14 protein-coding genes are annotated in these 11,910 nt (G+C 65.3%); 7 read left to right on the forward strand and 7 right to left on the reverse strand.

Features of this window, described 5'->3' with window-relative positions; all coding sequences use genetic code 11:
• Window positions 1-101: 101 nt before the first annotated feature.
• Complete coding sequence (locus U4Y88_RS11670) at window positions 102-1,004, reverse strand: LysR family transcriptional regulator (RefSeq protein ID WP_224013348.1); 903 nt, start codon at window positions 1,002-1,004, stop codon at window positions 102-104.
• Window positions 1,005-1,107: 103 nt separating this feature from the next.
• Between U4Y88_RS11670 and U4Y88_RS11675 the strand changes: the two genes are divergently transcribed.
• The 4 genes from U4Y88_RS11675 to U4Y88_RS11690 all read left to right on the forward strand — a co-directional run bounded on the left by U4Y88_RS11675 (window position 1,108) and on the right by U4Y88_RS11690 (window position 3,918).
• Entirely contained in the window at window positions 1,108-2,313 is a 1,206-nt protein-coding gene (locus tag U4Y88_RS11675) for an MFS transporter (protein ID WP_310631167.1), read from the forward strand.
• Window positions 2,314-2,359: 46 nt separating this feature from the next.
• Window positions 2,360-3,166: a 2,5-didehydrogluconate reductase DkgB gene (dkgB, locus tag U4Y88_RS11680; protein ID WP_321784028.1), complete on the forward strand. Its 807-nt coding sequence runs from the start codon at window positions 2,360-2,362 to the stop codon at window positions 3,164-3,166.
• A gap of 10 nt (window positions 3,167-3,176) precedes the next feature.
• On the forward strand, window positions 3,177-3,593 hold the full coding sequence (locus U4Y88_RS11685) for an SRPBCC family protein (protein ID WP_321784030.1): 417 nt from the start codon (window positions 3,177-3,179) through the stop codon (window positions 3,591-3,593).
• A gap of 106 nt (window positions 3,594-3,699) precedes the next feature.
• On the forward strand, window positions 3,700-3,918 hold the full coding sequence (locus U4Y88_RS11690; protein WP_224013352.1) for a hypothetical protein: 219 nt from the start codon (window positions 3,700-3,702) through the stop codon (window positions 3,916-3,918).
• 15 nt (window positions 3,919-3,933) lie between these two features.
• Here U4Y88_RS11690 and U4Y88_RS11695 read toward each other — a convergent pair whose 3' ends face one another.
• Window positions 3,934-5,265, reverse strand: a complete 1,332-nt coding sequence (locus tag U4Y88_RS11695; protein WP_321784032.1) for a cation:proton antiporter — start codon at window positions 5,263-5,265, stop codon at window positions 3,934-3,936.
• Between the two features lie 178 nt (window positions 5,266-5,443).
• Here U4Y88_RS11695 and U4Y88_RS11700 point away from each other — a divergent pair, with 178 nt between their 5' ends.
• Entirely contained in the window at window positions 5,444-5,839 is a 396-nt protein-coding gene (locus tag U4Y88_RS11700; RefSeq protein WP_321784034.1) for a DUF3022 domain-containing protein, read from the forward strand.
• Window positions 5,840-5,844: 5 nt separating this feature from the next.
• Window positions 5,845-6,573, forward strand: a complete 729-nt coding sequence (locus U4Y88_RS11705) for an MgtC/SapB family protein (RefSeq protein ID WP_321784036.1) — start codon at window positions 5,845-5,847, stop codon at window positions 6,571-6,573.
• Window positions 6,574-6,585: 12 nt separating this feature from the next.
• Here U4Y88_RS11705 and U4Y88_RS11710 read toward each other — a convergent pair whose 3' ends face one another.
• The 3 genes from U4Y88_RS11710 to katE form a co-directional block, all read right to left on the reverse strand.
• Window positions 6,586-6,912, reverse strand: coding sequence for a chemotaxis protein (locus U4Y88_RS11710; protein ID WP_321784038.1), 327 nt, complete (start codon window positions 6,910-6,912; stop codon window positions 6,586-6,588).
• A 125-nt stretch (window positions 6,913-7,037) separates the two neighbouring features.
• Complete coding sequence (locus U4Y88_RS11715) at window positions 7,038-7,871, reverse strand: CHAD domain-containing protein (RefSeq protein ID WP_321784040.1); 834 nt, start codon at window positions 7,869-7,871, stop codon at window positions 7,038-7,040.
• A 27-nt stretch (window positions 7,872-7,898) separates the two neighbouring features.
• Window positions 7,899-10,007, reverse strand: a complete 2,109-nt coding sequence (gene katE, locus U4Y88_RS11720; RefSeq protein ID WP_321784042.1) for a catalase HPII — start codon at window positions 10,005-10,007, stop codon at window positions 7,899-7,901.
• 201 nt (window positions 10,008-10,208) lie between these two features.
• Here katE and U4Y88_RS11725 point away from each other — a divergent pair, with 201 nt between their 5' ends.
• Window positions 10,209-10,469 (forward strand): DUF1488 domain-containing protein, encoded by a 261-nt coding sequence (locus tag U4Y88_RS11725; protein WP_224013359.1) that lies wholly within the window; start codon window positions 10,209-10,211, stop codon window positions 10,467-10,469.
• A gap of 86 nt (window positions 10,470-10,555) precedes the next feature.
• On the opposite strand, the gene U4Y88_RS11730 is transcribed toward U4Y88_RS11725, so the two are convergent.
• Window positions 10,556-10,888: a DUF1488 domain-containing protein gene (locus U4Y88_RS11730; RefSeq protein ID WP_310631190.1), complete on the reverse strand. Its 333-nt coding sequence runs from the start codon at window positions 10,886-10,888 to the stop codon at window positions 10,556-10,558.
• 31 nt (window positions 10,889-10,919) lie between these two features.
• Entirely contained in the window at window positions 10,920-11,825 is a 906-nt protein-coding gene (locus U4Y88_RS11735) for a LysR family transcriptional regulator (protein ID WP_321784044.1), read from the reverse strand.
• Window positions 11,826-11,910: the final 85 nt, after the last annotated feature.

Consider the following 11,910-nt stretch of genomic DNA (forward strand, 5'->3'; position numbering starts at 1 on the left):
ATCCGGCGACGCGCGCGTGGGCGCGCCGCCTTTATCCTTGTCGGCAAAAATGGGGCATGACTTGAGGTCGCGGCGCTCACGAGACGCACGCGGCGACGCGCTCAGCGCGCGAATTCGCTGTCGCGCACGGCCTCGATCAGATAATCGACGAAGGACGCAATGCGCGCCGAAATCGCCGTATTGCGGTAGTAGACCGCGTTAATCGGCTGAAGCACTTCGAGCGTCTGCGCCGCGAAAAGCTGCACGAGCGCGCCTTCGCGGCGGTCGCGCGCGGTCATGAAATCCGAGAGACAGACGATGCCCTCGCCCGCCAGCGCGAGTTGCCGCAGCGTCTCGCCGCTCGACGAACGGATGCCAGGCGCGATGCGGTACGGCTCGTTATCCGGCCCCGCGAGCGGCCAGACGTTGAGCGCCTCGGGCTCGGTGAAGCCGAGCAGCGTGTGCTTCGCGAGGTCCGCCACGCGGCGCGGCTGGCCGTGCGCCTTCAGATACGCGGGACTCGCGAGCACGCGCACGCGGCTGCGCCCGACCGGCTTGCTGTGCAGCGTGGAGTCCTTCAACTGGCCGATGCGGATCGCCACGTCGGTGCGCCGCTCCAGCAAATCGATGATCCCTTCGTTGCTGTTCAGCTCCAGCTCGATCTGCGGATAGCGCGCGCGATAACCCTGCACGAGCGGCACGATCACATGCAGCATGAACGGCGTGGCCGCATCCACGCGCAGACGGCCCGACGGCCGCTCGCGCCGCGCGGCCATCTGCTCCTCCGCGCCCTCCACCGACGCGATGATCGCCCGCGCATCGCGCAGGAACGCGCTGCCCTCCTCGGTCAGTTCGAGCCGCCGCGTCGTGCGCCGCAGCAGCGTGGTCTTGAGCTTGTCCTCCAGCCGCCCCAGCGTACGGCTGGTGGCCGAGATCGTGAGCCCGAGCTGATGCGCGGCCGCCGTGATCGAGCCCGTATCGACCACGCTCACGAAGGCCTGCAATTCGTCCAGTGTGACTTTCATTCTTGATTTGAAATCAAAACTCTTTCGTTTATAGACGACTTTTTCTGCAAAAGTAAAGCGGGCACACTGCGTCCTGTTCAAAAACCGCTGGAGCCTTTCCGCCATGACCCCGCCCCTCACTGCCACGCCCGAACGCCCGGGCCACGCCTGGCTTTCGCTGCTGGCGCTCGCCATCGGCGCATTCAGTATCGGCACCACCGAGTTCTCGCCGATGGGCCTGCTGCCCGTGATCGCCGAGGGCGTGCACGTGTCGATTCCCACCGCCGGCATGCTGATCACCACCTACGCGATCGGCGTGATGGCCGGCGCGCCGCTGATGACGCTCGCGCTTTCGCGCTGGTCGCGGCGCGGCGCGCTGATCCTGCTGATGAGCCTGTTTACGATCGGCAACCTGCTGTCGGCGTTTTCGTCGGACTACACGACGCTGCTGCTCGCGCGCCTCGTCACGAGCCTCAATCACGGCGCGTTCTTCGGCCTCGGCTCGCTGGTCGCGGCGAGCGTGGTGCCGCGCCACAAGCAGGCCAGCGCCGTCGCCACCATGTTCATGGGCCTGACGATCGCCAATATCGGCGGCGTGCCTGCGGCGACCTGGCTCGGCCAGACCATCGGCTGGCGCATGGCGTTCGCGGCGACCGCCGGGCTCGGCGTGCTGACGATGCTGATCCTGCGCGTGGCGCTGCCCAAGGGCGAAGCGGGCCAGGCGCCGAACCTGCGCGGCGAGCTGAAGGTGCTCACGCGCCCCGCCGTGCTCACGGCGATGGCGACCACCGTGCTCGGCGCGGGCGGGATGTTCACGCTCTACACGTATATCGCGCCGACGCTCGAACAGATCACGGGCGCTTCGCCGACCTTCGTGACGGCCATGCTCGTGCTCGTCGGCGTGGGCTTCTCGATCGGCAACGCAGCGGGCGGCAAGCTCGCGGACCGCTCGCTCAACGGCAGCCTCGTCGTGTTCCTGACGCTGCTGGTCGCGATCATGCTGGCCTTCCCGCTGCTCGCGAAAACCCATCTGGGCGCGGCGTTCGCGGTGGTCGTCTGGGGCCTCGCCACTTTCGCCGTGGTGCCGCCGTTGCAGATGCGCGTGATGCGCGCCGCCGCCGAAGCGCCGGGCCTCGCCTCCTCGGTCAACGTGGGCGCCTTCAATCTCGGCAACGCCGTGGGCGCGGCGGCGGGCGGCGCGGCGATTTCGGCGGGCTTCAGCTACGCCGCGGTGCCGGTGGTCGGCGCGCTGATCGCCGTCTCGGGCCTCGCGCTGGTGCTGTTCCAGATCGCCCAGCAACGCCAGCCCGCGCCGAGCGCCGCGCGCTGATTTCCCTCTTCACGCTTTTCAATCGCATTCTTTTACGGAGCCCAATATGAGCCACATTCCCGCATTCGGTCTCGGCACGTTCCGCCTGCAAGGCCAGGTGGTCATCGACTCGGTGCGCAACGGCCTCGAACTCGGCTATCGCGCCATCGACACCGCGCAGATCTACGGCAACGAAGCCGAAGTCGGCGAAGCCATCGCCGCCTCGGGCGTCGCACGCGACGAACTGTTTCTGACCACCAAGATCTGGGTCGACCACTACGCGCGCGAGAAGCTGATTCCGAGCCTCAAGGACAGCCTCCACAAGCTGCGCACCGACGTCGTCGATCTCACGCTGATCCACTGGCCCGCGCCGGATAACGGCGTCTCGCTCGACGAATTCATGAGCGCGCTCGCCGAAGCGAAACAGCAAGGTCTGACGAAACAGATCGGCGTGTCGAACTTCAACATCGAACTGACGAAGCAGGCCATCGCCGTGGTCGGCAAGGACAACATCGCGACGAATCAGATCGAATTGAGCCCGTATCTGCAAAACCGCAAACTCGTCGATTACTTGCAGCAGGAAGGCATTCACGTGACCTCGTACATGACGCTCGCGTATGGCAAGGTGCTCGGCGATCCGGTGATCCGCGCGATTGCCGAACGCCGTCACGCGACGCCCGCCCAGGTCGCGCTCGCATGGGCGCTGCGGCTCGGTTACTCGGTGATTCCTTCGTCGACGAAGCGCGAAAACCTCGCGAGCAACCTGCTCGCGCAGACGCTCGAACTCAGCGACGAGGACATGGCGCAGATCGCCGCGCTCGAACGCAATGGCCGCGAAGTGAGCCCGGAAGGTCTCGCCGCGCAATGGGATTAACGCAATGACGATGGCAAGCGTAAGCGTCTCCGTCGATATCGACGCGCCCGTGGAATCGGTCTGGGCCGTGCTCGGCGACTTCGACGGCCTGCCCGCGTGGCTCGAATTCGTGCGTTCGTCGCGGCTTTCGGATGGCGGCCGCCTGCGCCACCTCGAAGCGATCGGCGGCGCGATCATCGTCGAGGCGCTGCTCGAACACAGCGACACGCAACGGTTTTATCGCTATTCGATCGTGGAAGGCCCGGACCCGGTGTCGGGCTATGAGGCGAAGGTGTCCGCGCAGCGCATCGACGCGAATCGCACGACCGTCACGTGGGCGAGCCGCTTCGAGCCGCTCGACGCGCAAAACGGCGCTTCACTCATCGGGCATTACGAGGTGCTGTATCGCGCGGGGCTGAACGGCCTGAAAACGCTGGCCGAGCGTTGAAACCCGGGCGGGCGCGCGCAGATCGCACCGCGCCATCGCCGCCCGCCTGGGGACGCGCTATTTCCCTTAGAATGGACGTCCACCCACCCTGCAAGGCGACGCGCCGATGGAACAAGAGCGATACAAGGGCTATGTCCTCTGGGGACATGCCATCGCGCAGCAGGAAGAACTGCTCGCGCCCGAGCGCTATGCTTCGAGCGGCACCATCACGCTCGACCTCAAACTGATCGAAGCCTCCGGCATACTCGGCATTTTCGACACCGAGCTGGAAGCGCAGGACGTCGGGCTCTCGTGGGCGCGCGCGTGGGTGGATTCGCACGGGTAAGGACCGGCGGCACGCTCATGCCGCCGCTTTCCTCGCCTCCGGCTGCCGATAGTAGCGCCGATAATATCGGCCCAGCACATAGCCCGCCGTCGATCCATGCAGCAGCACGGAGATCACGATCGCGTCGAGCGCCGCGGGCAACACGGGCCGTAACACGTCGCCCGCTTCGGCCAGCCCCCAGACCGCATAATAGAACGCGCCCACGCCGCGTATCCCCATCCACGCCATCAGGCCGCGCTGCCGCGCATCGGCGCGCGCGCCCGCCATCGACGCGAACACCGCCAGCGGACGCACCACGAACACCAGCACGAGCGCGAACGAGACGGCGCGCCAGTCGAGCATCTCGCGCCAGTGCGCCGACACCACGCAGCCGATCATCAGCAGTACGGAGAACTCCGCGAAGCGCTCGATTTCCAGCGTGAAGCCCGTCATGCTTTCGGCCAGCAGCGCATGCGCGCGCTGCGGATCCTTCGCCGCCTCCACCTGCTCGCCGAGCTGCACGGTTTCCAGCGCCTCGGCGGGCAGGCGCTCCCCGGTCGCACGCAATTCCTCGTGGCGCAGCGCGACGCCCGCCGCAAACACGGCCACGAATGCATACGCGTGCAGCAGCAGTGCCGCACCATAGGTCACGGACATCAGCCCGATCGCGATGAAGCCGTCGAGGCCCACGGCTTCGCCATAATGCGTGCGCAGATGAAACACGAGCCGCACACAGAGCGTTGCCAGCGCCGCGCCGATCAGCAACGCGCCCGCGACGCCCCACGTGAGCGAGAGCGCGAACGCGGGCACGCTCGCCATGCCAGCGACGTGCACGCCGCTGAGCGCGAGGGCGAGCAAGGCAAACGGCAGGGCCGCGCCGTCGTTGAGCCCGCCTTCGCCCGATAGCGCGACGCGCACGGGCTCCGCGTCGCCGGCCGCCTGCACGCGCAATTCGTTGGCGAGCACCGGGTCGGTCGGCGCGAGCGCGGCGGCGAGAAAGAGCGCGACGCCTGGCGCGGCGCCCATCGCCAGCCCGAAGGCGAACATCAGCGCAACGCTGATCGCCATCGCGATCACGCCGAGCCGCAGCGGCAAGATCCAGAGCCGGTCGAGCAAGCGCACGCGCAAATGCATGCCGACCGAGAACAGCGAGACCACCAGCCCGGCTTCGGCGAGCACGGCGAGCGTGCGCGCGTTTTCGGCCAGATCGGTATGAACGAGACCCAGCACGCCCGGCCCGACGACCACGCCGACCGCCAGATAAATCATCGCACCCGTGAGCGGCAGACGCGCAATCGGCCCGCGCGCGAGCGCCACGAACATCAGCAGCACGCCGACCAGCAAGAACCACAGTGCTTCCTCCGGCATCGTCCAGACCTTCTCCGTTTTTTTGGCTGCGGCGCTTTGTGCAATCCATCGCGCAATCGAAGGATGATCGAAGGATGATCGCAACGGGCGTGCCACGCGCGTGATCGCGCCCGGACGCCGACGCGGCACGCGCGTTGCGCGCCGTATCGGCAGATCCTCCCGTCCGATGGAGCGCACCATGAACACTTACGATTTCGACCAGCGCATCGAAGAAATCCAGCTGTCGCTCGCGCAGATTTTCGACTCGCCGAAACAGCCCGCCGTCAGTCTCGTCGACGAAGGCGACGTGCTCGTGCTGCATCTGAGCTGGGTGACGCAATCGGAGCGCGATACGACGCTCGACGCGCGTTGCGCCGCCACGCTACGCGCCACGCGCGCGCAGATCGAGCGATACGCCGGGCTCGACACCGCGCAGCGGCGCACGATCCAGCAGCGTATCGGCGCGCTCGTGCGCGGGCGTTATGAACTCATGCGCGAGGCCTCCGCGCAAAGCGATGATTGCGCGATCGACCTCGTGCTCGACGACGTCCTGTTCGATACCGAAAGCGATCTCGACTATCGTCCGACGCTCTGAGCGCGATGAACACGATGCCGCTCACCGTCACCTGGCTGGATTTCGCGGGCCGACTCGCGCTCGCGATGCTCGCGGGTGCGCTCATCGGCCTGAATCGCGGCGAATCGGGCAATGCGGCCGGATTGCGCACGACCTTGCTCGTGTGCCTCGCTGCGTGCCTCGCGATGCTGCAAGTGAATGTGCTTTTGCTTCAACATGGCAAAGATCAGGATTCCTTTGTGATGCTCGACCTGATGCGGCTTCCGCTGGGTATTCTGTCCGGCGTCGGCTTTATCGGCGCGGGCTCGATACTGCGCAAGGACGGTCTCGTGCAAGGCGTCACCACGGCGGCGACGATGTGGTACGTCACGGTGATCGGGCTGTGCGCGGGCGGCGGACAATACGCGCTTGCGATTGCCGGAACCGCACTCGGCCTCGTCGTGCTGCAGGCGCTTCAACTGCTCGAACACCGCTTGCCGCGCGGCCGCCGCGCACGCGTGGCGCTCGGCCACGACGCGGGCGACGACGTGCGCCCCCTGCTCGACGAAGCGCTGCGCGATTGCCGCGATTGCCATTGCCGCGTGCTCGCGCTCGGCGTCTCGCATCGGCTCTCGGAAAGCATTCCACATGGACGGCTCAAGGCGTCTTACGAGGTGCGCTGGCAAGCGCGTCCAGGCGACGAAACCGTCGAGTGCGCGCTCTCCGCGCTCGTCGCGCGTCTGCACGACGAGGCGTCGTGGTCCCTGGAAAAATGAATCGATAGTGAACTACAGGTCTTCCGGCCCTTCGATGCGGTCGGGCAAGATATCGTCGTCGGGGCGCAGCGTTTCGTCGCCGTCCGCCGCCGCGCGCTCGCCGGTGCCGCTGCGGTCGGTGTCGCTATGTTCCTCCTCTTCGCCGGCTTCGAGCGCGTGATTGTCGAGTTCCGTGTCGCGATCGAATTCGTGGCGCTTCGCGCCGAGCGTGTCGCTGCCGCTATCCGACGAATCGCCGGGGCCGAGCGATTCGATATCGTGTCCGGGCGCGGCCGGTTGCGTCGTGTCGCCTGCATCGTCGTTATCGTTGTCGTTGTCGGGGTCGAGTGTGCTGGTCATGATGATGTCCTCCGTGCGGTTGGGCGTGCGATGCAATCGCGCCAGGCGCGCGCATCGTCACGCCTTTAGCGCGCAATCGTCGAACCCGGCAACAGCGAACGTGGCGCAACATCCGTGACGCAACATCACGCGCCGATCAACTTCGCCGCGCGGCGCATCCGGCGTTTGCGCGTGCGTGCCAGCGCGGCGAGCGTGGCATCGGCGCTCGCCGCGTCGGCAAACACTTCGCGATGTGCGTCAAACAGCTGCGCAACCGACACCGCATCGTTGAGCGCGCCGAACCGGTTCTGCAATCTCTTGAGCGGCTTCAGGCGCTTCACCTCGCGGCGCGGTAAATCGGCAGAAAAAAACTCCAGCACGTAACGCAATTTTTTCGCCGCTTTGCGCACGTCGTGCCACGCGGCGTAGTCGCTTCGCTTCGCGCGTTTCGCGCGGCGCTCGCGTTTTTTCAGGGCGCGTTGCGCCGCACGCAAACGCTCGCGCGCGAAGCGTTTGACGGGCACGCGGCGGTGCGCCGTATTCAACTCGCGATTCATCGCATGCAGCATCTCGCGCAACGCGGATTTGAGGCCGGTGGCAGCCAGCGTCGCGCGCGCCCGTTCGCGCGCCTCGGTGCGCGCCGCCTGCATGCGCTCGCCGACGATGGCGGCGTCGTCGGCGTACTCATGCACCAGCGTCATGGCGATATCCCAATCGCGCGCACTGCCCGCCGCCATGCCTGCACGCTTCAGATACGCGCGCTCGATCTTCACCGCTTCCCCATCCAGCAGCGGACGCCACGCCCACAACAGCGTGCGCAATCGACGCAATGCGACACGCAGTTTGTGCAACGTGTCCGCGCCAGCGTCGAGATGCGCGGCGTGCTGCAGCGCCTCGTTCACGAGCGGCTTCGAACAGGTGGAAAAGCGCGTCTGGGCATTGTCGCGCGGCCTGGGTTTCTTGCGACTTCGCGTTGTCATCTTCACCTCGCCTGATGCGGCCCGCGATCACGCGGGCACCGATTCGGCCTGCGCCGCGCGGGTCCAGACACGATGCTGTCCGGCTGCTTCGATAAACGCCTTGAGCACGGCCTTGAGGTCGGACGCGTCGCCTTGCGCCACACCATCCGCCGGATCGGGCAACTGCGCGGCGCCCAGCAGCAAACGACCCGTGTCGATCGCGGCGAGCGCCTTCAGATGCCGGAACGCTTCGGCCACGAAGTGACGCGCGTCGCCCGACTGCACGAGCGTTTGCGACGCGATCTCGCCGCCCGTCACGAACACCGCGTCGAACATCACCGACGGCATGCCCGCGAGCGTGGCGTCCGGCACGAGACCGTCGATGGGCGCAAGCGTGGGCGCGACGATCAGCGCCGTCGCGCCTTCCTTCGCGAGCGCATCGCGCACGGTCTTGAGCGTGGCCGCGTCCGCGCCCGGCGCCGCCAGCAGCGCGATCTTGCGCGTCTTGATCCCGGGCTTCACGCGATTGAGCAAGCTGAGCGCGGGCGAGGCGGCGGGATTCGGCTTGCCCGGTTTCGCGCCCGTCTTCGCCTTGGGCAAACCGAGCGCGAGCGCGACGCGCGCCGCGAGATCGGCATCGATATTCGCCAGAATGGCGTTGACGGTGCGCTCGCGAATCTCGGGCTTCGTGACCTTGCCGAGCTCGAACGTATATGCCGCCACGATGTGCTCCTTTTCGGGCGTCGACATGCTGTTGTAGAACATCGCCGCCTGCGAAAAGTGATCGGCGAATGAATCGCTGCGCACGCGAATTTTCGTGCCTTCCACGCGCTCCTGATAACTTTCGAAACCGCCATCGGCGGGTGCGGTTTCCTTCGGCCAGCCGTCGCTCACCGTATTCGGCTCATACGACGCCTGCCCCACGTTGATCGTCTGCCGGTGCATGGCATCGCGCTGATTATTCACATACGTGCAGACCGGTCGATTGATCGGAATCTCGTGAAAATTCGGCCCACCCAGACGGCTGATCTGCGTGTCGGTGTACGAGAACAAACGCCCTTGCAATAGCGGGTCGTTCGTGAAGTCGATGCCCGGCACAATATGGCCAGGGTGAAATGCCACCTGCTCCGTTTCGGCGAAGAAATTGTCGGGATTGCGATTGAGCGTCATCTTGCCGATGATCTTGACCGGCACGATTTCTTCCGGCACGAGTTTGGTCGGATCGAGCAGATCGAAACCGAATTGATGTTCATCGGCCTCCTCAATAATCTGCACGCCTAATTCATACTCGGGATAATCGCCACGCTCGATGGCTTCCCACAAATCGCGCCGATGAAAATCGGGGTCCTTGCCCGCGATCTTTTGCGCTTCGTCCCAGATCAGCGAATACGAGCCCAGCACCGGCCGCCAATGCCACTTGATAAAGCGCGCCTTGCCCTTCGCATTGACGAAGCGGAACGTATGTACGCCAAAGCCTTCCATCGTGCGCAGGCTGCGTGGAATCGCACGATCCGACATCGCCCAGATCACGGTATGCGCGCTCTCCGGCACGAGCGAGACGAAGTCCCAGAACGTATCGTGCGCGGTGCCGCCCGTGGGCATTTCATCGGGCGCCTCGGGTTTCACCGCGTGGACAAAATCGGGAAATTTGATCGCGTCCTGAATGAAAAATACCGGCACGTTATTGCCGACGAGGTCGAAATTACCTTCATCGGTATAAAACTTTGTCGCGAAGCCGCGCACATCGCGCACCGTATCGGCGGAACCGCGCGGACCTTGCACAGTCGAAAATCTCACGTACACGGGCGTGGTTTTCGCCGGATCCTGCAGAAAAGACGCGCGCGTCATATCGGCCTGCGATTCGTAGACCTGAAAGACGCCGTGCGCAGCGGAGCCGCGTGCGTGCACGATCCGCTCGGGAATACGCTCGTGGTCGAAATGCGTGATTTTCTCGCGCATAATGAAATCTTCCAGCAGAGAAGGACCACGCGGACCGGCGCGCAGGGTATTCTGGTTATCGGCGATCTTCACACCTTGATTCGTGCGCAGCGCTTCACCGTCGGCGCGCGAGCGAAACGATTCGAGGCTTTCCGACTTCGCATCGGTTTGGCCCTGGACATGGGTGGCTTTGCCGTGGGATCGGTTGCGAGATGACATGGGACAGCTCCTCATCAGCGTTGGACCCAATCAATTGCGCAATCGATGTGCCGATTGAATGGAATGGGCGCACGGCTGTCACCGCACTTCGAGCGCAACGAGGCAGCAGGTCTGCACCTTGCTGCGCACGACAGGCCCGCCAGATCCGCAAGGATTTTGCGCCGGGCCCTATTTACTACGCCAACTTCACGGAGGATCGAGATGAGAATCGAGTTTACGAATCGGCGTCATAGCGTGGCGGCTTCACGCATTGCCTTCGAAGCCCACGTCGACGACCGGCCCGTCTGGTGCAGCGTGTCGATGGACGCGCTCAATGCACGCTTCGGCAACGAAGGCACGTCATCGCATGCGCTGCTGAGTGCGTTCGACGCCAACCGGCCGACCATCGAGCGCGCGGCACGACACGCGCTCACGAAGAACGGCGGCCAGTCGCTCGAACTCGAACCCGGCGACTTCTCATGAATAGCGGCGCATGAATCACCGCACGTGAATCACCACGCCGCGCGTCAGGAAGCGCGCGGCGCATCGGTTTAAACCATCACCCCGTTTCAATAAAAATCGCGCGCAAACAGCGGACAGCGTCCCGCTATCGCGCGATGCGGAATGACGCGCTGCGCCACCGCTTCGATACGGCTGCGATGCCGATCGAACGCGGCGATCAGGCTGTCGCGGCGCGAACGGTTCGCGCCGAAATGATCTTCTATGGCTTCGAGCGACAACTCGCAAATAATCTCGACGCCATCGACGAAAGCCGGAAAGGCGAGCGTGCGATTTGGCGTCCAGGATGCGGGGCCGGATGTGAAGTTTATTAACAACGTCGTTCTCCCACGGAAACGCGCCCTATGCGCGCTGGGTGGAAGCGCAATTCCCGCTCCCGACATCGCCACACCGCGGCATCGAATAATTAAAAAATCAGTCGCCGATCATCTCGGGAATCCGCGCCTTCAATGCGTCGATCGCCACGCGCGTCTTTGCGCGTAAATGGCGCGCTTGCGGCCACACCGCGTAAATCTCCTGCGAACGCACGCGATAGCTGTCGAGCACCGGCACGAGCGCGCCGCTCTCCACATGGCGCGCGATCAGCCAGCACGGCAGCCACGCCAGCCCGTGACCGTCGATAGCGGCCGACGCGATCGCCTGAATATCGTCCATGCTGATCTGCGTGCGGATGCGCACAGGACGCGGCTCGGCATCGGCCCCGCGCGCGTCCCACGGTGCGATGGCGCCGCCGCGCGAATAGGCGATGCCCGCGTGATCGGCGAGATCGGCGAGACTCGCGGGCGTGCCGTGTTGCGCGAGATACGCAGGCGACGCGGCAATCACGATGTGCTGCGTGCCGAGATGTCGCGCAGCCAGCGTGGTGCTGTCGCGCAACGCGCCGATGCGCACCGCGAGATCCAGCCCCTCCTCGATCAGATCCGTGTAGCGGTCGGTGAACGACAGATCGATCTGCAACTGCGGATACGCCTTCGCGAGATCGAGCAGCACGGGCGCAACGCACCAATGGCCGAAGGCCTCGGGCACGCTCACGCGCAGCCGCCCGGCGGGCTCCACGCGGCTCGTGTCGAGCGCGGCCTCGGCGCTGTCGAGTTCCGCGAGCGCGCGCACGCAACGCTCGTAATAGCCCTGGCCCTCGGTCGTCAGCGTCTGGCTGCGCGTGCTGCGATGAAGCAGGCGCACGCCCAGCCGCGTCTCCAGCCGCGTGATCGCCTTGCCGACCGCCGAGCGCGTGAGGTTCAGCCGCTCGGCCGCCAGCGCGAAGCTGCCCGCCTCCACGACCTGCACGAAGGTCGCGACGCCATCCAGTTTGTCGTTCATTGGTGCCTTAAGGGAATCCACAAGGGGACGCAAACGCGTCAATACGGGAATTCTATTCCCATAAACTGACTGTAGCCGATTCAAC

It is taken from the genome of Paraburkholderia sp. J94 (assembly GCF_905220285.1).
Classification (GTDB): domain Bacteria; phylum Pseudomonadota; class Gammaproteobacteria; order Burkholderiales; family Burkholderiaceae; genus Paraburkholderia; species Paraburkholderia tropica_A.

Excerpts from the sequence above, each read along its gene's own strand:
- U4Y88_RS11670 (WP_224013348.1), bottom strand. The coding sequence starts at position 1,004 with ATGAAAGTCACACTGGACGAATTGCAGGCCTTCGTGAGCGTGGTCGAT.
- U4Y88_RS11675 (WP_310631167.1), top strand. The coding sequence starts at position 1,108 with ATGACCCCGCCCCTCACTGCCACGCCCGAACGCCCGGGCCACGCCTGG.
- dkgB (WP_321784028.1), top strand. The coding sequence starts at position 2,360 with ATGAGCCACATTCCCGCATTCGGTCTCGGCACGTTCCGCCTGCAAGGC.
- U4Y88_RS11685 (WP_321784030.1), top strand. The coding sequence starts at position 3,177 with ATGGCAAGCGTAAGCGTCTCCGTCGATATCGACGCGCCCGTGGAATCG.
- U4Y88_RS11690 (WP_224013352.1), top strand. The coding sequence starts at position 3,700 with ATGGAACAAGAGCGATACAAGGGCTATGTCCTCTGGGGACATGCCATC.
- U4Y88_RS11695 (WP_321784032.1), bottom strand. The coding sequence starts at position 5,265 with ATGCCGGAGGAAGCACTGTGGTTCTTGCTGGTCGGCGTGCTGCTGATG.
- U4Y88_RS11700 (WP_321784034.1), top strand. The coding sequence starts at position 5,444 with ATGAACACTTACGATTTCGACCAGCGCATCGAAGAAATCCAGCTGTCG.
- U4Y88_RS11705 (WP_321784036.1), top strand. The coding sequence starts at position 5,845 with ATGAACACGATGCCGCTCACCGTCACCTGGCTGGATTTCGCGGGCCGA.
- U4Y88_RS11710 (WP_321784038.1), bottom strand. The coding sequence starts at position 6,912 with ATGACCAGCACACTCGACCCCGACAACGACAACGATAACGACGATGCA.
- U4Y88_RS11715 (WP_321784040.1), bottom strand. The coding sequence starts at position 7,871 with ATGACAACGCGAAGTCGCAAGAAACCCAGGCCGCGCGACAATGCCCAG.
- katE (WP_321784042.1), bottom strand. The coding sequence starts at position 10,007 with ATGTCATCTCGCAACCGATCCCACGGCAAAGCCACCCATGTCCAGGGC.
- U4Y88_RS11725 (WP_224013359.1), top strand. The coding sequence starts at position 10,209 with ATGAGAATCGAGTTTACGAATCGGCGTCATAGCGTGGCGGCTTCACGC.
- U4Y88_RS11730 (WP_310631190.1), bottom strand. The coding sequence starts at position 10,888 with ATGTCGGGAGCGGGAATTGCGCTTCCACCCAGCGCGCATAGGGCGCGT.
- U4Y88_RS11735 (WP_321784044.1), bottom strand. The coding sequence starts at position 11,825 with ATGAACGACAAACTGGATGGCGTCGCGACCTTCGTGCAGGTCGTGGAG.